The organism is Paenibacillus sp. J22R160 (assembly GCF_059692135.1).
Genome location: NZ_JCAUAU010000014.1, coordinates 137062 through 158793, shown reverse-complemented (window position 1 = coordinate 158793; position 21732 = coordinate 137062). Strand labels below are relative to the sequence as shown.

At 48.7% G+C, this 21732-nt stretch carries 17 protein-coding genes; 10 read left to right on the top strand and 7 right to left on the bottom strand.

Annotated elements, in window-relative coordinates; genetic code table 11:
* The first annotated feature begins 96 nt into the window (after nt 1-96).
* Nucleotides 97-918: a LytR/AlgR family response regulator transcription factor gene (locus AC58UW_RS23750; RefSeq protein WP_497423059.1), complete on the top strand. Its 822-nt coding sequence runs from the start codon at nt 97-99 to the stop codon at nt 916-918.
* 69 nt (nt 919-987) lie between these two features.
* On the opposite strand, the gene AC58UW_RS23745 is transcribed toward AC58UW_RS23750, so the two are convergent.
* Nucleotides 988-1410, bottom strand: coding sequence for a hypothetical protein (locus tag AC58UW_RS23745; protein WP_497423058.1), 423 nt, complete (start codon nt 1408-1410; stop codon nt 988-990).
* Nucleotides 1411-1629: 219 nt separating this feature from the next.
* On the opposite strand from AC58UW_RS23745, the gene AC58UW_RS23740 reads away from it, so the two are divergent.
* The 8 genes from AC58UW_RS23740 to AC58UW_RS23705 all read left to right on the top strand — a co-directional run bounded on the left by AC58UW_RS23740 (nt 1630) and on the right by AC58UW_RS23705 (nt 14066).
* Nucleotides 1630-2040 (top strand): DUF4912 domain-containing protein, encoded by a 411-nt coding sequence (locus AC58UW_RS23740; protein ID WP_497423057.1) that lies wholly within the window; start codon nt 1630-1632, stop codon nt 2038-2040.
* Nucleotides 2041-2049: 9 nt separating this feature from the next.
* Nucleotides 2050-4884 carry a 1,4-alpha-glucan branching protein domain-containing protein gene (locus AC58UW_RS23735; RefSeq protein ID WP_497423056.1) on the top strand — a complete coding sequence of 945 codons (2835 nt, stop codon included), beginning with the start codon at nt 2050-2052 and terminating at the stop codon, nt 4882-4884.
* Nucleotides 4885-4914: 30 nt separating this feature from the next.
* The gene (locus AC58UW_RS23730; protein ID WP_497423055.1) at nt 4915-7323 is read left to right on the top strand and encodes a sugar phosphate nucleotidyltransferase; all 2409 of its coding nucleotides are present in this window, start codon (nt 4915-4917) and stop codon (nt 7321-7323) included.
* A 73-nt stretch (nt 7324-7396) separates the two neighbouring features.
* Nucleotides 7397-7609, top strand: coding sequence for a hypothetical protein (locus tag AC58UW_RS23725; RefSeq protein ID WP_246069161.1), 213 nt, complete (start codon nt 7397-7399; stop codon nt 7607-7609).
* A gap of 121 nt (nt 7610-7730) precedes the next feature.
* Entirely contained in the window at nt 7731-8291 is a 561-nt protein-coding gene (locus AC58UW_RS23720; RefSeq protein ID WP_497423054.1) for a DUF4912 domain-containing protein, read from the top strand.
* A complete protein-coding gene (locus AC58UW_RS23715; protein ID WP_497423053.1) occupies nt 8288-11209 on the top strand; it encodes a 1,4-alpha-glucan branching protein domain-containing protein in 2922 nt (973 codons plus the stop codon). Before AC58UW_RS23720 ends, AC58UW_RS23715 begins: the two co-directional genes overlap by 4 nt.
* Before the next feature lie 183 nt (nt 11210-11392).
* Nucleotides 11393-13357, top strand: coding sequence for a glycoside hydrolase family 15 protein (locus tag AC58UW_RS23710; RefSeq protein WP_497423052.1), 1965 nt, complete (start codon nt 11393-11395; stop codon nt 13355-13357).
* Between the two features lie 160 nt (nt 13358-13517).
* On the top strand, nt 13518-14066 hold the full coding sequence (locus tag AC58UW_RS23705; protein WP_497423051.1) for a winged helix DNA-binding protein: 549 nt from the start codon (nt 13518-13520) through the stop codon (nt 14064-14066).
* Nucleotides 14067-14090: 24 nt separating this feature from the next.
* Here the strand turns inward: AC58UW_RS23705 and AC58UW_RS23700 are convergent, their stop codons facing one another.
* From AC58UW_RS23700 to leuB, 3 genes are all read right to left on the bottom strand, one after another.
* The gene (locus AC58UW_RS23700) at nt 14091-14480 is read right to left on the bottom strand and encodes a glycine cleavage system protein H (protein WP_497423050.1); all 390 of its coding nucleotides are present in this window, start codon (nt 14478-14480) and stop codon (nt 14091-14093) included.
* A gap of 74 nt (nt 14481-14554) precedes the next feature.
* Entirely contained in the window at nt 14555-15103 is a 549-nt protein-coding gene (locus tag AC58UW_RS23695) for a peroxiredoxin (protein ID WP_497423049.1), read from the bottom strand.
* Nucleotides 15104-15690: 587 nt separating this feature from the next.
* The gene (gene leuB, locus AC58UW_RS23690; protein WP_497423048.1) at nt 15691-16770 is read right to left on the bottom strand and encodes a 3-isopropylmalate dehydrogenase; all 1080 of its coding nucleotides are present in this window, start codon (nt 16768-16770) and stop codon (nt 15691-15693) included.
* Nucleotides 16771-17147: 377 nt separating this feature from the next.
* Here leuB and AC58UW_RS23685 point away from each other — a divergent pair, with 377 nt between their 5' ends.
* A complete protein-coding gene (locus tag AC58UW_RS23685; RefSeq protein WP_497423047.1) occupies nt 17148-18005 on the top strand; it encodes an SDR family oxidoreductase in 858 nt (285 codons plus the stop codon).
* Nucleotides 18006-18021: 16 nt separating this feature from the next.
* Here the strand turns inward: AC58UW_RS23685 and AC58UW_RS23680 are convergent, their stop codons facing one another.
* The 3 genes from AC58UW_RS23680 to AC58UW_RS23670 all read right to left on the bottom strand — a co-directional run bounded on the left by AC58UW_RS23680 (nt 18022) and on the right by AC58UW_RS23670 (nt 21561).
* On the bottom strand, nt 18022-18477 hold the full coding sequence (locus AC58UW_RS23680) for a DUF2269 family protein (protein ID WP_497423046.1): 456 nt from the start codon (nt 18475-18477) through the stop codon (nt 18022-18024).
* Between the two features lie 245 nt (nt 18478-18722).
* The gene (locus AC58UW_RS23675) at nt 18723-19919 is read right to left on the bottom strand and encodes an aminotransferase-like domain-containing protein (RefSeq protein WP_497423045.1); all 1197 of its coding nucleotides are present in this window, start codon (nt 19917-19919) and stop codon (nt 18723-18725) included.
* Between the two features lie 94 nt (nt 19920-20013).
* A complete protein-coding gene (locus AC58UW_RS23670; protein ID WP_497423044.1) occupies nt 20014-21561 on the bottom strand; it encodes a 2-isopropylmalate synthase in 1548 nt (515 codons plus the stop codon).
* Nucleotides 21562-21732: the final 171 nt, after the last annotated feature.

Below are 21732 nucleotides of genomic sequence, written 5' to 3'. Positions count from 1 at the left end.
ACGTCACTTAACTCTACAACTAGAATTATACAGGATAATAGATCTTTTGCGTTCAATGTGGACTAAGTTGGCTGTTTCAGAGCATGAGCTGACAGAATGCATGGATGGATGAAAGAAATGGAGTGCGATGATCGTATGGGGCATCATTACACCGTTGCCATTGTGGAAGATAATTATTGGGTTGGCAAATTACTGGAAAGCTATTGTCAGCAGTGCGGACTAGACGTCGTCTCGATCGCCACGGATGGCGAACAATTCATTCGGATGTATGACCAGCTTCTTCCGGATGTGCTGCTCGTCGATATTGGCCTGGAAGGCAAACTGGACGGGATTTCCATGGTACAGACGCTACGAAGAGCTGGTTATCAGCAGAAGGTCATCATGGTTAGCGGAACTACAAATATAGATCATATCCTCACGAGCTTTCATGACCTAGGATCTCTTTATTTCTTATCTAAGCCCGTGATGTTGCCTAAATTTCAAGCTGCCATTCGCAAAGCAATTGCCGAAATTCAATTGGAACGCAGTCATACGCAGCAAGTATCACCCCCAATGAAAACAACTTGGATCACCGTGAAAAACCAAAAATCGCAGTTACCCATCTCGGAGGAGTCGATTCTCTTCATTGAAAAAGAGGACAAGCGATTATCAAGAATTCATCTCATGAATGGTGCACACATGGATTCCAGCACCAATTTATCGGATATCTTATCTCAGAGCTCGCCTATGCTGTTTAGTCCCTTCAAGGGCTTTCTAGTCAATATGCGACACGTTGTAAGTTATGTGAAGGAAAGCGGTTTTCCTACATCCCGCAGATTTCTTATTCACTTGAATCACACGCCGGTTAAAATTCCTTTAAGCAGAAGTTTGCAAAAAGAGTTCGGGCGATTGCTCCAGGGCATTCATGACCACGTCTAGTCTCGTCCAAACAAAAAGCCGCTCCTTCTTCCGTTGGGAGAATGATAGCGGCTTTTATCGTTATAACCTCTACATGGGCTTAGAGGTTTTTTTGTTTTTTAGCTTATCGCGGCGTACACTCAGCATTTTCAATCGTTTCATGAGCTGCTCTTCCCATTCGGCATCCGCAAAAGATTTGGCCACCATAAGCAGATCCAGCGCCATATCAATTTGGCTGCGCACAATATCCATAGGCTCTTCGCCTTCATGATTAACACAATTGTCATGCAGCAGATGGTCTTTCCCATCTACATACTCCACAAAATCAACCTCAGCCGCCCCATCGCCGTGGGCATATTCTGCCAATATCTCGTATTCGCTCTCTACCAGATAGTGAACCTCAATGTGGTGACATACCGGGCAGAAGAGAATAGGCACATTATGAATTTGTGTACGGATGTGCTTCAATGTACCTTTTGTTCCAATCATACTAGCGCCACAACAAAAACTCATCGATATCACTCCCTTTGAGCTTTCCGTGAGGAAAACTTGCATCGTAGCATCATCTTTGTCACCCGGATTAATCCAATATATTCGCCTTAAAAGTGCGAAATTCCTTTTTTACGAGACATCTAGATTTTAGCAAACCACGCATATTTTTCTGTCGAAAAGCGAATGCTTTTACAAGAAAATGGTCATCGAATACACGATTTCCAGAAAAGAGGAATGGCCTTGAAAACTTCACCAATCTCGGAGTATGAGGTTCCTGGGAGATATGACAAGGACTTACTCCATCTTATGATTGTAGGTGCAAATTCGCTTTATGTATATTGGGAAATATCTGATAGACGCAGGTGGCTGGTGTCTCAGCATTTTGAATGTGACTTTGGCGCCATGCCGTCCGTCCTCCGCTTGTACGATGTGACCCATTTGCTCTTTAATGGACATAATGCCCATGCCTACTGGGATACAACCATGTTGCCCGAAACAACTCATTCGTACATACATCAAGCTGGGGCTAATCGCAGCTATATCGTGGATGTAGGTACGTACACGTGGGAGCATGAGTTCATCCCTTTACTTCGATCCAATTGTGTCGTAACCCCCAAAGATTCGGAAGAGGATTGGGGAGAACCGAGGTGACGATAAGTTTTGATTAATCGCATGAAATCAAAGCCTGAGATTAAGGGGTATTTCGCCCTCGTACTGCATGCCCATCTTCCTTATATCAGCCACCAAGGCCCGGACGTTGCTTTGGAAGAGTGTTGGTTTTTTGAAGCCATGACAGAAACGTATTTGCCATTATTGGAAGTTATGCATCAGCTATCACAGGATCAAATTGATTTCCGGATGACCTTTTCCATAACTCCGACACTCTTATCCCTGTTCAGCGACCCATTCTGGCATGCCAAATATCGCGCTTACCTCCAAGAAGATATTGCGCTAGCAGACAGCGAGAAGGTTCGATTACAACAGGACCCCGTTCTCCTTCCGGTTGCCAAACAGTACTCGCAGAGACTCCAAAAGCTTCAGAATCTGTACGAGAGTTATAACGGGAATGTCATTGTTGCCTTCAAACATTTTCAGGAGTTAGGATACATTGAAATCGTAACTACCGCCGCAACGCACGCCTATCTGCCGCTCTTGCAAACGGAAGAATCCATCCGAGCGCAGGTCCTAACGGCTGTGAAAGACTTTGAGCGTTATTTCGACCAAAAGCCACGCGGCTTCTGGTTACCCGAATGCGGCTATACGCCAGGGATTGAGCGGATGTTGAGCGAAGCTGGGATCCAGTATTTTTTCACGGATGCCACCGCTGTTGCTTTTGCTTCCCCTCACCCCCACCGGGAACAGTTAGCTCCTCTGATGACGTCGCCGGATGGTGTGACGGCTTTTCCGTGCGATCCGGCATCTGTTCACCAGATTTGTTCCCCTGAGGATGGCTACTGCAACGATTTCCTCTATCGAGATTATTATTCGGATAACGGCTCTGGCTTCAAATACGACCGCAATACAAGTAAAGGCCGACTCAAAATGCCCTATCATCCAGCACTTGCGTTAGAAAAAGCGGGCGAGCATGCGGATGATTTTCTCAGACATCGCCAAAAGCAGGTACAACAAGCGCATCGCTGGCTGGATCGAAAGCCGGTCATCGTCTCCATTTATCAAGCGGAGCTTTTTGGGCATTGGTGGTATGAAGGTCCCCACTTTCTTGATCAGCTTTGCCGCAAAATGTTTCTCGATCAGACGACATTGAAAATGGTAACACCCAGCGAGTACCTCGATGAGTATCCAGCCGCTGGTGTCGGCCAATTGAACGCTTCCAGTGCAGGGCGTAACCACAGCTCTGAAACATGGCTGCAAGCATGCAATGATTGGATCTACCGTCATCTTCACGAAGCTGAAGGACGGATGATTCAGTTAGCCACCAATCAGGAGCACATCATCCACTCTGATAAAGAGAATGCCGACGTGTTCAAGCGAGCCTTAAATCAAGCCTCCAGAGAGCTCATGCTGGCTCAGAGCAGCGATTGGGCGTTCATGATGGACATGGCAACCTACACTGATTATGCCAGCCGCCGGATAAAAAAACATCTTGGCTGCTTTCACCAGCTTTGCGATCAATTGGATCGTAATCAGATCGCTGAGGATTTCCTTGCTGCTCTGGAGGAACTCGACTATTGCCTTCCTGATATCGAGTATCAATCTTTCAAGAGCATCAACCTCCAATCACCTGTGCCAATTATTCCGAGCAGAAATGATTGGGAAACCTTACTGGAGGAAACAAAGCATCACCCCAATGTGTTCATGCTGGCCTGGGAATATCCGCCCAAACAGGTCGGCGGCCTATCGAAAGCCGTCCATGAACTATCGGAAACCCTTGCTTCTCGCGGAGAAATAGTCCATGTCATCACGACGTCCTATGAAGGGGCACCTTCTTTTGAGAAGAAAAATGGCGTCTATGTCCATCGATTGCCCGTCCAGCACTCCGGAGATACTTCTTTTTACCACTGGACCTTCGAAATGAATCTAGCCATGACGGATCATCTGGTCAAATGGAAAGAAAACGGCGGCCGCATTGATCTTTTACATGCGCATGATTGGATGGTTTTTCACACAGCGAGAGAAATAAAAATGAGTTATAACATCCCTCTAATAACGACGATTCACGCAACGGAATGGGGAAGAAATCAAGGGCATTTAGGTTCCGACTTACAGCGCAAAATTCATCAATTAGAGTGGAAGCTGACTTATGAGGCCAGCCGTGTTTTTGTTTGCAGCTCCTATATGAAAAATGAAGTTGTCCGAATATTCAATTTGCCTGTGGATAAAGTCACCGTTCATCCGAATGGCATTCAGCTCCCTCCAACATCAAGTAAGGAATCAGGGAAACGTCCTCGTGATCTTGCGAAACAGGATAAAGTCATTTTCTATATTGGCAGGCTTGTTTATGAAAAGGGAGTTCACACGCTTATCCATGCCATGCCAGGCATCCTATCGCATGTGCCCCAAGCTAAGCTCATCATAGCTGGCTCAGGACCGATGGAGCATGAACTTCGCACGTTAGCAGCCCATTTAGGAGATCGCGTCTTATTTACAGGCTTCATTGACGAGAACTACCGTATCCAGCTCTATCAATATGCCAATGTTTGTGTCATTCCGAGCTTGTATGAGCCATTCGGAATCGTTGCCTTGGAGGCTATGGCGAGCCGGCGGCCGCTCGTACTCTCGGATACAGGCGGTCTGGCGGAAATCATTCGACATGGCGTCGATGGTTATAAAGCTCTGCCAGGACACGTTGATTCGCTCTCATGGCATATTACCGAAATGCTGCTGCATCCCAAATTGGCCGCCAAAATGGCCGACAGCGCCTACCAGCTGCTTGAGAAAACCTACCAATGGAGCCATATCGCTGCGCTCATTCAGGAGGATTACCGCAAACTGATCGACAATCTCTCCGACATTCCGGTTACAGCAAAAAGTTGAGCAAATGCTTTAAAGTGAGGAGGACCCACTATGAAGGCTGTTATTATGGCTGGAGGCAAAGGCACGCGGCTTCGCCCCCTTACTTGCCATCTTCCCAAACCCATGGTGCCTCTCCTGGGAAGACCGTGCATGGCCTATATTATTGAACTGCTTCACAAATACGGCATCCAAGACATTGCCGTCACGATGCAGTATAAACCTGAAGTGATTCGCGACTATTTTGGCGATGGAGAAGCGTTTAACGTCAATCTCCACTATTTTGAAGAGACGAGTCCCCTGGGTACAGCCGGAAGCGTCAAGCAGGCGCACGAATTTCTAGACGATACCTTCGTAGTCATTAGCGGTGATGCCCTAACCGATTTCGATCTGGAGCAGGCGCTCGCTTTTCATAAAGAAAAACAAGCCAAAGCCACGTTACTGCTGACCCGTGTCCCTCATCCGCTAGAATACGGCGTGGTCATGACCGATCAGAACGGCCTGATTACCCGCTTCATGGAGAAACCAAGCTGGGGAGAAGTATTTAGCGACACAGTTAATACGGGCATCTACATCATGGAGCCAGAGCTGCTAGAGCGCGTGCCGCTGGATCAAGAATTTGACTTTAGTCAGCAGCTTTTCCCGGCATTGCTTCAAGAAAACAGAGCGCTCTTCGGCTACGTAAGCTCCGGATACTGGATGGACATTGGCAACTTGCAGCAGTATCGACAAACCCAGTTTGATATGCTTGATGGAAAGGTGCAGCTCCATATCCACGGCACTGAGATCCGGCCTCGCGTATACATCGCGGATGACGTAGAGACCAGTGATACAGCCCGCGTGGTTGGGCCTGCTTTTATCGGCAAAGGAAGCAAGATTGAAGATGGGGTGGAAATCGGAGAATACTGCATCGTCGGGGAAAATAACAGGCTTTCCAAGGGCATCAAGCTAACGCGCAGCGTGCTTTGGGACCATAACCACATCGCCCCCAACAATGAATTAGCAGGTTCTACGCTAACTAGCCGCATTGTTTGTAAAGAGGCCTCATATCTCGGAGAAGGCTCGGTCGTTGGCAATCATGTCATCATTGGGGAAAAGAGCCGGATCGAACCTAATGTGAAAATATGGCCCCATAAACAAATTCGTGATAAATCCCGCCTTCACACTTCTCATATCTGGGGGGAGCATGCTGCCAAAACGTTATTCAAAACCCGCGGAGTAAGCGGCCTTCCCAATCTCGAATTAACGCCTGAGATGACCGCCAAATTCGGAACAGCCTACGGTGCAACCCTTGCTGCCGGCAAAACGCTCACAGTAAGCTGCGCTCCGCATACCTTCACTCGTTTGCTAAAGCGCGCTTTGACAGCAAGCTTGCAATCCGTCGGCACGCATGTCATTGATTTGGGAGATTGCTTAGCACCGGCAGCCTCGTTTGCCATTCGTCACTTGGGTGCCGCAGGCGGTATCCATCTGGACTGGTCAGGCAACGAGAACGATCGGTGCCTGCTAGCTTGTATGGATGCCGAGGGAATGCCTATTACAAGATCAGCCGAGCGCAAAGTGGAAAACAGCTTTTGGCAGGAAGACTATGGACGGGCATCTATGAATCACCTAGGCAGCTATAAGGACGAAACACATTGGTTTCAAACCTATATCCGCACATTGTCCGAGGAAATCGCAGACGAAGGTGATGGATTACCCCTATCGACGATGAAGATCGTCATTGAGGCCAGCCCTTGGCTGCAGCCTTATCTGGTGCCATTTTTCGAGAAATTAGGGATTGAAGCGATTCATGTGACTACTGTAAATAACCAAGAACCTCTTCCTCTATTCACATCGCTAGCCAGGGCTAATCTGGGTTTGCGCATTTTGGACGATGGCCGCACCCTGCAGCTTGTGACGGAGAAGGGAGCGCTTGTCGATTCGGATCTGCAAACCGTTTTCTTGTACCTGTGCTACCTGCACAGCCGGCCAGGAGCAACAATCGGTGCTCCCGTCAGCGCGCCTGAACTCCTCGAGAGCATGGCCGAGGGGCTGGGCGCGACAATCGTTCGTACCAAGGAATGGGAACGCGCCATTCTCGAGGCCACCGAGCAAGCGCGGATGCATCCGTTGTTCGACTCGCTTTTTGCCATTGGACTTGTCGTTCTTCATCTAGGCAGAACCGGCTTGCCGCTTTCTGAGCTTCTGGCTCTGATTCCGACTTTCTATCTGCACCGTGAGCAAATCGATTGTCCTTGGGACGCCAAGGGTGAAGTGATGCGGAGCATGATGAACAAGGCGAAGGATACTCCAGTTGATTTGGTGGACGGAATCAAATTTTATCACGAGAATGGATGGATTTTGCTGCTGCCCGATAGTGAAGATCCTGTATTTAGGCTTGTCGCCCAATCCCAAAATCCAACTCTTGCCGAGGAGCTAATCCATTCCTATCGAGACCACATTCTAAATGTGTTGCAATAAGCATAATATATGACAGATATATCCATTAGCGGGTGATCCGAAGTCTTAAGATGAAGGGGAGAGCGGCGTGAATATGATTCCAAGTGTTTCCAGGCAGATCGCTTTTGTGCAGTATGACGATCAATCCTCCAGTATGACGGTTCAATATCATACCGGTTTCAAGGCATCTTATACGAATATTAATCAGGATGATTATCTGTTGATTCTGAGCTCTGTCAATCGATATGATTCTTTAATGAGGCTTACGGAAACCCGGTACATGGAAGGTCAACCTCCAATCAAGTAAAGCACATACAGGAGATCTCCCCCTTCTTGAAAGGAGGAGATTTTTCGTTTCCTAAGCGTGTATGCTACAATGTTGTCCAAAAGGTCAATACCATTTATTTCCCATTATGACCTAAGAAAAGGTGAGTCTGATTCCTACCCAAGCTTTCACTGCCCATCACAATGACAGGGACACACTCCACTTGCTGGTGCAGTCATCGGCTACTCTTTTTGCCTATTGGCAGCTTTCTTCCAGAAAGAAAAAAATGGTGCAGGATCACTTCGGAGCGGACTGGCTCCTGCTTCAGCCTACGCTGCGTTTTTATGAATCTACGGTCGAACAAGCCGTCAGCACTCATCTATCGGTTGCGATTTCTGAACTCCCCCTTCCCCAAGGAGAATGCTGCTTCCTAAACGGTTTTCTACCCGGCCAGCTTTACTTCGCAGAACTCGGCATTAAGAATGAGCAGGGACAATTTCTCCCGCTTCTGCGTTCTAATACGATTCAGACTCCCCATATACATACGAATCAAGAACTTCCTTCAAACGCTTTAACACTGGATAACCAAGTTACCTACAGGCCTGCTGTCGTTTCCATTCAGCTTAAGGCTTCTATAGCTCATGAGCAATTCTCAGCCTATTCCGTGTACTTACCCAAGTGCACACCCCCAGCAGATTCGGAATTCGGAGGCGATCTCGATTGAGCACAAACGTACACGGTTATGTTGCTTTGCTTCTGCATGCCCATATCCCTTACGTGCGTCATAATGAAGCAGAAATTACGCTAGAAGAACGTTGGTTTTTCGAAGGGGTTGTGGACAGCTATCTGCCTTTGATTGAAATGATGGATCGGCTGCTTGAGGAGAATGTACCTTTCGGGCTGACTTTATCCCTGTCTCCGCCGCTTCTTGCCATGCTCGCTGATGCCGGCTTACAGAAACGGCTTCGCAAGCATCTAGCCTCCCTTTGCGAGCTGTCACAGCGCGAAGTGATTCGCCTATGGGGTCATGCCGACTTTGGCCCCACGGCCAGGCTTTACGCCGATCACTATCATCGGCTGCTTGCTTTGTACGATCGCCTGCGGGGCGATCTGATCGGTAAATTCCGCAGCCTAAGAAGCTCGGGCTGCTTAGAACTAATCACGTGCGCTGCGACACATGCCTTCTTGCCCCTGGTCAAGAATGACGCCGCGCTGCGCGCGCAGCTTGAAGCCGCCGTCCAGGAATTTAGGCGGCATTTCGGGTCCTCTCCGGCAGGCATCTGGCTGCCGGAGTGCGGCTATACGCCATCTGTGGAGCCCCATTTGCAGGCGCTGGGGCTGCGCTATTTCGTTGTTGATGCCCACGCGTTTGCTGCGTCTGGGGCATCAACAAGCTATCCCCTGCGCACGCCTAGCGGCGCCTGCGCTTACGCTCGGGACCTCGAAGCCGGCGCTCAAGTATGGAGCGCCGAAAGCGGTTACCCGAGCGACCCCGACTATCGCGAATATTACCGCGATATCGGCTTTGACCTCGGCCGCAGCGGCGGCGCCGAGTGGGAGTACTTGAAGCCCTATGTGCTGCCGGACGGCGCACGCATTCATACGGGCTTCAAGTACCACCGCGTCACCGGCCCAGGTGACGCCAAAGCGCCCTACCACCCGGCGCAGGCCGCGCAGAAAGCTCAGCAGCATGCTGAGCATTTCGTCGCCAGCCGGGTGGCGCAGCTGCGCCGCCTCGAAGCGGCGCCGCAGCCACCGGTCATCGTATGCCCATACGATGCCGAGCTGTTCGGGCACTGGTGGCACGAAGGCCACCAGTGGCTAGAGGCGGTGCTGCGCGGCCTGGCGGCTGCGCGCTGCGAGACGGCGACATTAGGCGGCTACGCAGCCGCCAATGCGCCGACGACGGCGGCCACGCTGCCGGCGTGCAGCTGGGGCCGCGGCGGCTTCGCCGAGGTCTGGCTGCAGCCGCGCAGCCAGTGGGTGCATCCGCTGCTGCACGCAGCGGAGGATCGCTTGGTGCTTGCGGCGCATAAGCACCGTAAGCCAGAGCTGCTCAGCAGCCTGCAGGTCCGAGCGCTGAATCAAGCCGCGCGGGAGCTGATGCTCGCGCAAAGCAGCGACTGGACCTTCATCCTGGATGCGGAAACTGTAACCAGTTATGCCGTGAAACGAATCGAGACACATCTCGCTTCTCTCCATAAATTGGTAGATGCTTTTGACGATGATAAAGCTGGGATCACAGACAGAGTGCTTTCTGAACTTGTGCTGACCTTGGAGCGGCAAACTCCCTTTTTGCCCGAGGTTCATTACCGCTTATTTCAACCTGCTTCATCGATCAGCTTTTTTCGTGATGCCGCCCAGCGTTCATTCGACACTCCTTCCCAACCTGAAGCTCAACTGCCTATTCGCGTTCTGATGCTTGCCTGGGAATATCCGCCACGTGTCATCGGAGGTCTCGCCAGAGCCGTCCGTGACCTATCTGTACAGCTTGCTGCAAGCGGTTTGGAAATTCATGTCGTCACATGCTTGGCTCCTGATTGCTCGTCCTACGAGCTGCTCGATGGTGTGCATATTCATCGCGTAGACGTATTTTCATCCGCTGAGCCCCTCCATTTCCTTGATTGGGTGTTTCAGATGAACTTGGCTTTCACGGATACCGTCCAGCACTTATCAGCTCAAGGACAGCAATTCGATATCATTCATGCTCATGATTGGCTCGTCTACTATACCGCCAAAGAGTGTAAACAGTTCCTGCACATCCCGCTGCTGGCCACGATTCACGCGACGGAGTCGGGACGCAATCTAGGCAAGCTGGATACGCCAGCCCAAAAGCGCATTCATGCGCTAGAACATAAGTTAGCACACGAAGCCGACCATCTTGTGGTCTGCAGTCCTTATATGCTGCAAGAAGTTATGCACCTTTTTCATACTCCTTTTCATAAAATGACCCATATCCCTAATGGCGTTATGCCCTTTCAGGTACCTGATGCAAAAGATGTGACCGCTAACCCGGTACTTTCTCATCTACTTTCGGTTCCGCATGGAGATGTTCCTCGTCCCATCCTTGCTTTCCTCGGAAGGCTTGTCTTTGAAAAGGGTGTACATCTCCTCATTAGCGCCATGCAGCATGTTCTTAAGGAATTTCCTGCTGCTCATTTGGTTATTGCCGGTACGGGGCCAGAGCTTGAAACGCTCCAACTCTTGGCCGCTCCGCTGAGCGACAATATCAGTTTCACCGGCTTCTTGGATGAAACCGACAAAAACCTGCTATTACACCGCGCTGAGCTCTGTATATTCCCTAGTCTCTACGAGCCCTTCGGCCTTGTTGCTTTGGAAGCTATGGCTAGCGGTACGCCGCTTATCGTTTCGGATACGGGCGGTCTATCCGACATCGTAGACCAGGGAATTAACGGGTATAAGGTTCCTCCAGGAGATGCTAACCTGCTTGCCATGCAAATTGTTCAGCTTTTACAAAATCCCGCTGCTGCTTCTGAACTCGCTGCTCATGCTTTGGCCAAAATCCACGAAAGCTTTGGGTGGGAGCAGATCAGTGCCATAACGGTAACTGTGTACACAAAATTAATCGCTCACGAGCAACCATCAGGTATAATCCCGCATCAAAAGGAAATAATCAAATAATATGGGGAACTATGCCAAATGAAAGCGTGTCCAGTTGAAATTTTCAGGATTTTTTCAAAGAATCATTGATTCCTTGGTAATTATTAGGTAACCTATTGGCAGGCCTTGTGCTAGCGATGTTCTGTACTGAACATGATTTGAACTTGCTGGACAATCAAACAAAAGAGTGGGGAAGTGATTGTATTGCCTAGACATCTGGTCATCGGAAACGGAAAATTTCTTATTAATCTCGATCAGCATTCCTATATGCGAGATCTGTACTATCCTTTCGTAGGCCAGCTTAATCATATTGGCGGTTATCAATGCCGTGTCGGTATTTGGGTGGATGGTGACTTTGCCTGGCTGAATTCCCCCGAGTGGCAGTTCCAGCTTGGTTATGTGGAGGATTCTCTTGTCACTGAAGTAAGAGCTACGCATCCTGGTCTTGGCATCACCTTACTCATGAATGACGGGGTTCATCAGCGCGAGGATATTTATCTTAAACGTATCCAAATTACGAATCACAAACATACCGTTCGCGAAGTGAGGATGTTCTTCAATCAGGACTTGCTTATTAATGAGACCGAGGTCGGCGACACTGCTGCCTTCTATCCATTGACGAACACGGTATTCCATTATAAAAAAGACAGATATTTCATGTTCAACGGCAGCACCGGAACAGAAGGCATTTATCAATACTCTACAGGTGTCAAAAGATTTTATAACGCCGAAGGCACGTGGCGCGATGCGGAAGACGGGCATTTGATGGGCAATGCCATCGCTCAAGGGTCTGTCGATAGCACGATCTCCTTTCGACTTTTCGTGCCGCCTAATGCCGACCAAACGCTCTACTACTGGATGGGCGCAGGCAAAACGCTCGAGGAAGTCAAGAAGCTTGACGCCTACGTCAAAGACAGCCACCCCGGCAAACTGCTTGATCGCGTAACCGTATACTGGCAGCGCTGGGCGAATAAGATCGAACGGGATTACGGAGATTTGAATGTAGATGTGCAGCGCCTCTTCAAACAAAGCTTGCTCCTTGTAAGGACGCAAACGGATGTGAATGGTGCGATTATCGCCGCGAACGATTCGGACATCATGCAGAGCAACCGGGATCATTACAGCTACATGTGGCCTCGGGATGGCGCCTTAATTGCTTACTCCATGTCCATGGCCGGCTACCAAGGGATGATTATTCCTTTCTTCAACTTCTGTGCGAACGTGCTGTCTCCTGAAGGTTACTTGCATCATAAATATAATCCGGACGGCACCGTAGGCTCCAGTTGGCATCCCTATATTCACTCCGGACGTGTCCAGCTCCCTATTCAAGAAGATGAAACAGCCCTTGTTCTCTTCGCTCTCTGGGCAGACTTCCAGAAAAATGGAAGCCTTGAGTTCGCGCAATCTCTCTATCGCAATTTAATTCGCAGAGCGGCCAGATTCATGTCCACTTACATTGATCAGGAATTGAACCTGCCGAAGCCAAGCTACGATCTATGGGAAGAGCGTTACGGAATCTACACGTTTACCGCTTCAGCTGTGTATGGCGGACTTATCGCGGCTTCCAACTTCAGCAACCTCTTCGGGGACGAAGAGCGCAGCAACCGCTATAAGCATACGGCGGAGAAAATTAAAGCCGGTATACTCAAGCATCTGTGGGATGAGAATGAAGGCCGATTCGTTCGCGGTTTGTACATGGAGGACGGCGAATGGGTCAAAGATATGACGCTCGAAAGTTCCGTTTACGGTATTTTTGAATTTGGCGTCCTGCCTGCGGACGATGAGCGTGTTGTCGGTACGATGAAGGCGAATAAAGAAGGTCTTAGAATTAAAACAGAAGTCGGTGGCATCGCCCGCTATCATCATGATTATTACTTCCAACGCTCCACCGATATCGAAAATGTACCAGGGAATCCTTGGATCATCTGTACGCTTTGGATCGCTGAGTGGGAAATCGAATACGCCAAAACACTGGCTGATCTCGAAGCCCCCCGCCAAACGTTAGAATGGGTCGTCAAACACGCAATGGAAAGCGGTGTCCTGTCGGAGCAATTGGATCCTTTCACAGGCGATCCGGTGTCCGTCGCCCCTCTTACCTGGTCGCATGCGACTTATGTGCTTGCCGTTGTGAAGTATTTAAACAAATACAAACAACTCTCAAAGCAGTAATTTATGTTGAACCGCAGGGCTAACACTTTGTTTGAATAAAGTGTAGCCCTGCGGTTTTTTGTTGTTGCCTTTAACTTCGATTTCCTACGCGATATTGTTTCCGAGAAACTTTATTTGCTGGAGCTTTTTTGCTATACTTATCCTGAAAAGAGAGGCAGGTATGACTATGATCGATAAGCAAAAAGAGCCCTTTGTGCGTGAGATCATCGCTTCTTTTACGAAGCTGGCTCAGCGCATTCAAGAGAATGATGATGAAGAGCATCAATGGCTTATCCAGCATTGCAGCAATCCAGCTCTCATTGACATCATTAAAGAGATGACCGTTACGATGCTGCACGTGCTTGATGCCGTTGGGAAGCTGGAACCGGTAAATGGCATTACCGTCTCCAAAAGATTCGACATTCCGAAAGGCAGCGTTTCCAAAATCACGAGAAAATTAATAACCCTAGGGCTCATTCAGACAGAATCTCTACCCGATAATAAAAAAGAAATCATATACCGCACCACTTCGCTCGGCATGGAGCTCTATCACCTGCATGCTCAGCTAGATCGCCACTTGGAAGAGCGTACTTTCCAAGTGATGGACAAATACGATGCCGATCAGCTTCGCTTCATTACCACTTTTCTGCAGGATCTCGTGCAGAGTTCCTGGATAGATCAAGAGCAGCCACCTGCGCCAACAAAAAAGCCACAGGACCCTATAAAGTAGTCCTGCGGCCCTGCGGCTGTTCCCTCACTCAAAGGAATAACTCGACGCATACGTCTGCGCATCCCACAGCTGTTCCAGCTCCGAAGGCTCGCTGCATGCTACTCTGAACAGCCACCCTTTATCATAGGGCGACTCAATCAGCATCATCGTAGCCCGCTCCAGCAGCATGTTAACAGCAATGACTTCGCCAGATACCGGCGCAAGCAAATCATGCTCACTTTCGGCGGTCTCCAAGGAACCAGCATAAGAGCCTTGCCCCAGCACCGCTCCACGCTCCGGAAGCTCGATGAATAAGACCATCCCCCACGCAAGCAAGCCGATTTCCGTCAGGCCGATGACGGCCTCATTCCCCTCTTTACGTATCCAATAATGATCTCTTGTATATTGCAGATGCGTAGGTACGGTCACGTTCATTCTCCTTCATGAAGAAAAGCTCCCCCGCCGCATTCGCATGCCAGCTAAGAGGAGCTTCTCTATGTATGAAAAGCTTATTTTACGACAAGGTTTTTGTCGCCTGGTTTCCAGTTCATTGGGCACAATCCGCCGGATTGAAGCGCTTGAAGCACGCGAAGTGTTTCTTCTACGCTGCGGCCTACATCGTTGTGGTTAACAACTTCGTATTTCATTTCGCCTTCTGGATCGATGATGAAAAGACCGCGAAGCGCGATACCTTCTTCTTCGATTAGAACGCCGTAGTCACGTGCTACGGATTTCGTGATGTCAGCAGCAAGTGGGAATTCCAATTTGCCAAGACCATTGTCGTTGACAGGTGTATTGATCCATGCTTTGTGAGTGTGGATGCTGTCGATGGAAACGCCAAGAATTTCAGTGTCCAATTCTTTGAATTGAGCAGCAGCATAGCTAAGCGCTGTAATTTCTGTCGGACATACGAATGTGAAGTCCAATGGGTAGAAGAACAATACTAACCATTTGCCTTTGTAATCAGACAAAGATACTTTACCAAACGCTGTACCATCACCTGTAGCTGTCTCCATTGTAAAATCTGGAGCTTGTTTACCAACTAAACGCTCTGCCATGTGTATAATTCCTCCTCAAATCTATCTTCTTCGTATAAAATGGTATCATCCGAATAGATGAAAGTCAATAATTAGACCTCATACAATATAATAATTACTTTAAAATATGAAAGGTCCTTGAACAAGCGTAATTCCGCTTCCTTTTCCATATATGTTGACGCTGGGCTACCTTCGACCGAGGCGAAGAAACCTGCTTCATGCACCTATTTGTTCCCATAGGCTTAGCTAGAATCACTTCTCAAGCGCAAGCATAGACGGTCTCATTCTATGTTGTATTTTGTACAACATTATCCCGAGATTAGGGAGCAGAATGCCCCGCTATTGTACTTTATGCAACATAGAGGGGTGAAAAACGCTTATATTCGAACTTTTGAGCTCAAATGGTTGCACTTTGTACAATGAAGGAAAGCATAGCCTGGTAAAGACCGCTTCTATCTTGTACAAAATGCAACATAGGCTACGATGTTGAGAAGCCCTCGAAGCCCATCGTTATGATACAACGCTGCCAACCCGTTTCCTCCCACGCAAAACAAAAGAAAGAGCTTGCTCGCTGCAGCACAGAATGCTTAGCGGGCAAGCTCCTATTCCTATTTGCGCATTGCGTCTACAATCAGTTGGCCCATAGCCAATGTTCCGATTGCTTTGCTCTTATCGACAGCGATGTCGCCTGTGCGGTTGCCTGCATCAAGCACTTCTTTCACGGCGCGTTCAATTGAATCCGCTGCATCGTGATAGCCGAAAGTCAGACGGAACATCAAAGCAACGGATAGAATCGTCGCGATTGGATTGGAAATACCTTGGCCTGCGATATCAGGCGCAGAACCGTGTACCGGCTCATACAAGCCGAAGCTGCCTTCGCCAAGCGATGCGGATGCCAGCATCCCGATGGAACCTGTCAGCATCGCAGCTTCGTCGCTTAAGATGTCGCCGAACATGTTCTCTGTTACGATGACGTCGAAGGAAGACGGACGGCGCAGCAATTGCATCGCACAGTTGTCTACAAGCACGTGCTCAAGTTCAACATCCGGATAGTCAACCGCAATACGGTTAACCGTTTCACGCCATAGGCGGGAAGTTTCCAGAACGTTTGCTTTATCAACGGAAGCAAGCTTTTTGCGGCGCGTGCGAGCAATATCAAACGCTTGACGAGCAATACGCTCGATTTCGGAAACGTTATATGCGCATGTGTCCACAGCTTCATGACCGTTCGCAGTTTCACGACGAAATTTCTCGCCGAAGTAGATACCGCCTGTCAATTCACGAACAACGATCAGATCCGTACCTTCAAGTACTTCTGGTTTCAACGTAGAAGCTTCTTTCAAGCAGTCAAAGATGAAAGCTGGACGAATGTTAGAGAACAAACCAAGCGCTTTACGAATACCCAGAAGACCTGTTTCCGGACGAGTTTCTTTAGGGTTGTTATCCCATTTTGGTCCGCCTACAGCACCTAGAAGAACAGCATCTGCAGATTGACAAACTTTCAATGTTTCTTCCGGAAGCGGTGTACCTGTCTCATCAATGGCAATTCCACCAAACAACGCGTGCTCTGTTTCAAATTGATAACCGAATAGTTCTTCTGTACGTTTCAATACTTTTTCCGCTTCTGCAACGACTTCTGGACCAATGCCGTCTCCAGCGATTACAGCAATTTTTTTCACATCTGCCATGACTGTCATTCACTCCTTAGAATAGTAAAGCTGCTTGGTAAGCATCTCTATCGACTATATGATGCTCTCATTGTAACATAAGATAACCCTTTTCATTAGATATAAAAGCTATTGCTTTAATAGGTTCCTCCTATAACAATAATAAGGCTTCTTTCAAAAGTTGGATATTGACACCGCTTCAAGTAGTAACTATAATTGTTACAACAGTAGTTAGAGCTAAGTGAGGCTCTTTCCGCTATGGAACACAGGCTGGCACAACCGACTTTGAGGTAAATAGGAGCTCCAATCCGAGAGCTTTTATTTTATATCAAAGTTGTAACAGTTATTGTTATAACAATTAGCATGACAACAACAAATTATTTTAGGAGGATTAGAAAATGAAAATTTTAGTCACAGGCGCAACAGGTAAATTGGGAATGAAAGTTGTAGAAACGCTGTTGAAAACAGTACCGGCAAGTCAGCTGGCTGTCAGTGTCCGTAATCCAGAGAAAGCGGAAGGATTGCGTGCTCGTGGCGTAGACGTTCGTCTAGGAGATTTTGATCGTCCAGAAACATTGGAAACTGCCTTTGCAGGTATTGATCGCTTATTAATGATTTCGGCGGATGGAGACACGGAAACAAGAATTCGGCAGCATACCAATGCTGTAGCTGCAGCAGAGCTTGCTGGCGTTAAACTTATTGCCTATACCAGCTTAGCCAATGCAAGTGACAGTACCATTTTCCTTGCTCCGGTGCACCGTACAACAGAAGAAGCTATCGTCAAAACAGGCATCCCTTATACTTTCTTACGCAACAACTGGTACTTGGAGAATGAATTGTCGAGTATTGGGGGCGTGATGGCAGGAGCTCCTTGGGTGACCTCTGCTGGCTCTGGCAAGGTGGGTTGGGCACTGCAACAAGAATACGCGGAAGCGGCGGCCGCTGTATTGGTTGGGAACGGACACGAGAATAAAATTTATGAGCTTTCAGGTAAACTGATCACTCAAGCTGAACTAGCGTCTGCACTTGGCGTGGTAGTAGGCAAGGAAGTTCCTGTACAGCAGGTCGATGACGCCACTTATGCCGACATTTTGAAAAGTGTCGGCGTCCCCGACTTCGTCATCCCAATCCTTGTAGCTATCCAGCAAGGCATTCGAGAAGGTACGCTTGAGGTCGAAAGCGACGATTTCGAGAAGCTGCTCGGCCGCCCAGCTACGCCGATCTATGAAGCCCTGACTCAGATCGTTAACCCGTAGTAATTTTCACCTTTCACTAGCTAGGCTTTACAATCATAAAGATGAACAAGATAAGACCAATAGCCGATGCACCATAGAAGTAGTTGCGAGCCTTTACCCATTGAACGAGTTGCTCAGCTGGCAAGTTAGAAGCCTTTTGGTTGGCTGGGTCAAGCACCCAGCCTCCGAGCTTTTTCTGATATGGCGTGGCGAAGCCAATGGCAATAATCTGAATCAGCACGTAGGCAACCAGTGATCCGAATAGCCAAATTTGCATGAAGGAGCCGTAATCGCCCAGCCAAATCAGCAGCAACCCTGTCAATACAGCCAGTGTTCCTCCTATTTTCGGAAAAATTTCAAGCCGTGCCCCTACACGTAAAGACGAGCGAAGTTCATCTAACGATTGATTTTTCCTAAGAAGCACATGGGCGAAATACGTCGGCCCTACCCCGATGATGGCTGATAGCACATGAATCAGAACCAGAAGCTTCATTCCGAACACCCTTTCGTTTGTAGTATAAAGATAACGAACTGCTTCATCATACAATCGAAAGAATTGTACCATCCATGTTTAATTTGTTAGATCTGGTTTCTCGATCCAGTTAAATGATTAAGTTTTCATCAAATTTAAATCCGTGGTTTCCTCTCCTGTCACTTGTCTAGTTCTCAATAGCACATGATATAAGAAAGGGACTATCTCAAAGTAGAAAAATCTACTCTCGAGACAGTCCCTTTTTTTTATACGCTTTGTAGGTAAGATTCCATGGCTTTCGCCAGTTTTTGCATACCGAGAATCGTGTTCTCGCGATCCGTGTGTGTGTAGTTCAGGCGCATGGTGTTGTACTGTGGATTCTCCGCATAGAATGTGGATCCAGGAACAAAAGCAACGCCTTCTTTTACTGCAATTTTCAGCAGATCCTCAGCGCGAATATGTGGCGGAAGTTCGACCCAGATGAACATGCCGCCCTTCGGTTCTTCCCACTTCAGACCCGGCCAATTCAACTCTTTCAAAAGACCTGACATGAATTTCATCCGATCCAAATACTGCTCACGAATCAAAGAGATGTGCGCGTCTAGATCGAAATGCTCAAGCAAATGGTACAACGTTTGCTGATCAATCGTACTGGAGTGCAAATCGGCCGATTGCTTAAAACGGGCGATTTGACGAATGATTGTCTCGTCCCCCATCACCCAGCCTGTCCGGAAAGCAGGCGCTACCGTTTTGGAGAAGGTACTCGTGTAAACCACATTACCGCCTTCGGCTTTACCGCCAAGCGAGAAAATGGATGGGTACGTTTCATTTTCATCAAATTGAATTTCACCGTATGGGTCATCCTCAAGAATCAGCACATCCGCTTCGCGGCAAATGTTTAGCAAGCCCTGACGGCGCTCTAAGCTCCACGCACGGCCTGCCGGATTCGAAAATGTCGGAATGACATAAACGAGCTTCGGATTATGCTCGGCGACTTTGGCAGCCAAATCTTCCAGAATCATACCATCGTTATCGCTATCAACGGAATAAATCTTGGCACCTTTAGCTTGAAAAACTTGAATCGCCGCCAAGTATGTCGGTCTTTCTACCAAAATGATATCGCCTTCATCAATCATTACGCGTGTCAACAAATCGATCGCTTGCTGGGAGCCAGTCGTTAACAGCATCTCGTCTGGTGTGACGTGCATGTTTTTGGCAGCCATACGTTTGCATAAGGACTCGCGCAGCGGCTTGTACCCTTCGGTTAATCCATATTGCAGCGCTGACTTCCCGCCGCCAACAACTCGTTTAAACGCATCGCTCACCGCGTCCAATGGGAAAAACTCTTCAGCTGGCAATCCGCCGGCAAAAGAAATGATCGAGCTGCCCTGTGTCAGCTTAAGAATTTCTCGTACCGCCGAGGATGAGAAACCTTCTAGCGATTTAGAAAATCGATATTTCATAATTGGACGCATCCTTTCGCATTTGTAGAAAGCACCCCTCCTCTAGCTTGGAGGTGAGGTGCTTATCCAGTAGTCCCGTGGACTTAGGGTGATATTAAATCAACGTAACGTTGCTTCTATTGCTTGTTGGGGTTTTGCGTTTATCAATGAGTCTGTTCACAGCGTCCAGATAAGCCTTGGCGCTTGCTTCAAGAATATCTGTCGAGATGCCGCGTCCTTGAACGGACACATCGTTCTGCTTCAGAACGACATGCACTTCCCCGAGCGCATCTTTCCCGTGAGAAACAGACTTGATGGAGTAGTCATCCAACTCGACTTCTTCCTTCGTTGCTTTGTCAATGGCGTTGTAAATGGCATCAACAGAGCCGTTACCCACAGCACTTTCCGCCACTTCGCTGCCGTCTTGGAAACGAACATGCACGGTAGCTGTTGGTGTCATTTGATTGCCGTAGGTCACTTGAAGCGTACCAAGCGCGAAAATTTCCGGCGTTTCGATCAGCTTCTCTTCGATCAGCGCACGGATATCTTCGTCTTCCACCTGCTTCTTGCGGTCAGCCAAATCCTTGAACTTGCCGAACGCCACGTTCACTTGCTCGTCTGCGAGGTCGTAGCCGAGGTCGATCAACTTCTCGCGGAATGCATGGCGGCCGGAGTGTTTACCCATCACGAGCTTACTTTCCTTGACACCAATGGTCTCAGGGGAAATAATCTCGTAAGTCGTTTTCTCTTTGAGCATTCCATCCTGATGGATGCCGGACTCATGAGCGAACGCGTTAGCGCCGACGATCGCTTTATTGCCTGGCACCACCATGCCGGTCAGCTTGCTGACCAAACGGCTGGTGCGGTAGATCTCGTTCAGTACAAGCGAGGTCTTCGCTTGGTAGAAGTCCTGGCGTGTCTCCAGCGCCAGCACAACTTCCTCGATCGAGGTGTTCCCAGCTCGCTCGCCAATGCCGTTGATGGTGCCTTCGATTTGATCGGCACCATTCAGAACCGCCGCTAGCGCGTTAGCTGTCGCCATGCCAAGATCGTCATGGCAGTGCGCGCTCAGCTGAATTTTCTCAATGCCTGGCACGGTGTCCTTCAGCATTTTGAAAATATTCCCATAATCGTACGGTGTCATATAACCGACTGTATCAGGAATATTCACGACCGAAGCGCCGGCGCGGATCGCCATTGCTGTTACTTCTGCGATGAAATCAAGCTCCGTACGTCCGGCATCCTCGAGTGAAAACTCGATTTTGCTGAAATACTTCTTCGCATATTTAATCGCAGCTTCCGCTGTCTCCAGCACTTGGTGCTTCTCCATCTTCAGCTTATGCTTCCGATGGATAGGGGACGTCGCCAGGAACAGATGAATACAAGGGTCCTGAGCGCCCTGCAGCGCTTCACGGACGGCCTCGATGTCCGACTCCTTCGAGCGGGACAGACCGATTACAGAGGCGTTCTTAACAGCTTTCGCTACGGCATTAACGCCTGCCAAGTCACCAGGTGATGCAGCTGGGAAGCCAGCCTCCATCCGATCGACACCCAGCTTCTCAAGTTGAAGCGCGATTTCGACCTTCTCCTGTGTGTTCAGGTTCACGCCTGGCGATTGTTCTCCGTCTCTGAGCGTTGTATCAAAGATGTAGATTTTGCGCACCATGGTCACCTCCTAAAAGATTACGACTGTTCGAATTAAACATTCCAAGCTTACCCATTGACCGTTCCGTTCTTCAGTATTTGTCTCCGATCGTTTCTTGAAACCATGTCCCTCTGATTGGAATAAAACAAAAAGTCGGGACACGTTTTCAAATACGAACGCTACGCTTCT

Bases quoted from the DNA above. Each gene is read 5' to 3' on its own strand.
- AC58UW_RS23680 (WP_497423046.1), bottom strand. From the start codon at position 18,477: ATGAAGCTTCTGGTTCTGATTCATGTGCTATCAGCCATCATCGGGGTA.
- AC58UW_RS23695 (WP_497423049.1), bottom strand. From the start codon at position 15,103: ATGGCAGAGCGTTTAGTTGGTAAACAAGCTCCAGATTTTACAATGGAG.
- AC58UW_RS23700 (WP_497423050.1), bottom strand. From the start codon at position 14,480: ATGAACGTGACCGTACCTACGCATCTGCAATATACAAGAGATCATTAT.
- AC58UW_RS23685 (WP_497423047.1), top strand. From the start codon at position 17,148: ATGAAAATTTTAGTCACAGGCGCAACAGGTAAATTGGGAATGAAAGTT.
- AC58UW_RS23730 (WP_497423055.1), top strand. From the start codon at position 4,915: ATGAAGGCTGTTATTATGGCTGGAGGCAAAGGCACGCGGCTTCGCCCC.
- leuB (WP_497423048.1), bottom strand. From the start codon at position 16,770: ATGGCAGATGTGAAAAAAATTGCTGTAATCGCTGGAGACGGCATTGGT.
- AC58UW_RS23675 (WP_497423045.1), bottom strand. From the start codon at position 19,919: ATGAAATATCGATTTTCTAAATCGCTAGAAGGTTTCTCATCCTCGGCG.
- AC58UW_RS23705 (WP_497423051.1), top strand. From the start codon at position 13,518: ATGACTATGATCGATAAGCAAAAAGAGCCCTTTGTGCGTGAGATCATC.
- AC58UW_RS23750 (WP_497423059.1), top strand. From the start codon at position 97: ATGCATGGATGGATGAAAGAAATGGAGTGCGATGATCGTATGGGGCAT.
- AC58UW_RS23725 (WP_246069161.1), top strand. From the start codon at position 7,397: ATGATTCCAAGTGTTTCCAGGCAGATCGCTTTTGTGCAGTATGACGAT.
- AC58UW_RS23745 (WP_497423058.1), bottom strand. From the start codon at position 1,410: ATGAGTTTTTGTTGTGGCGCTAGTATGATTGGAACAAAAGGTACATTG.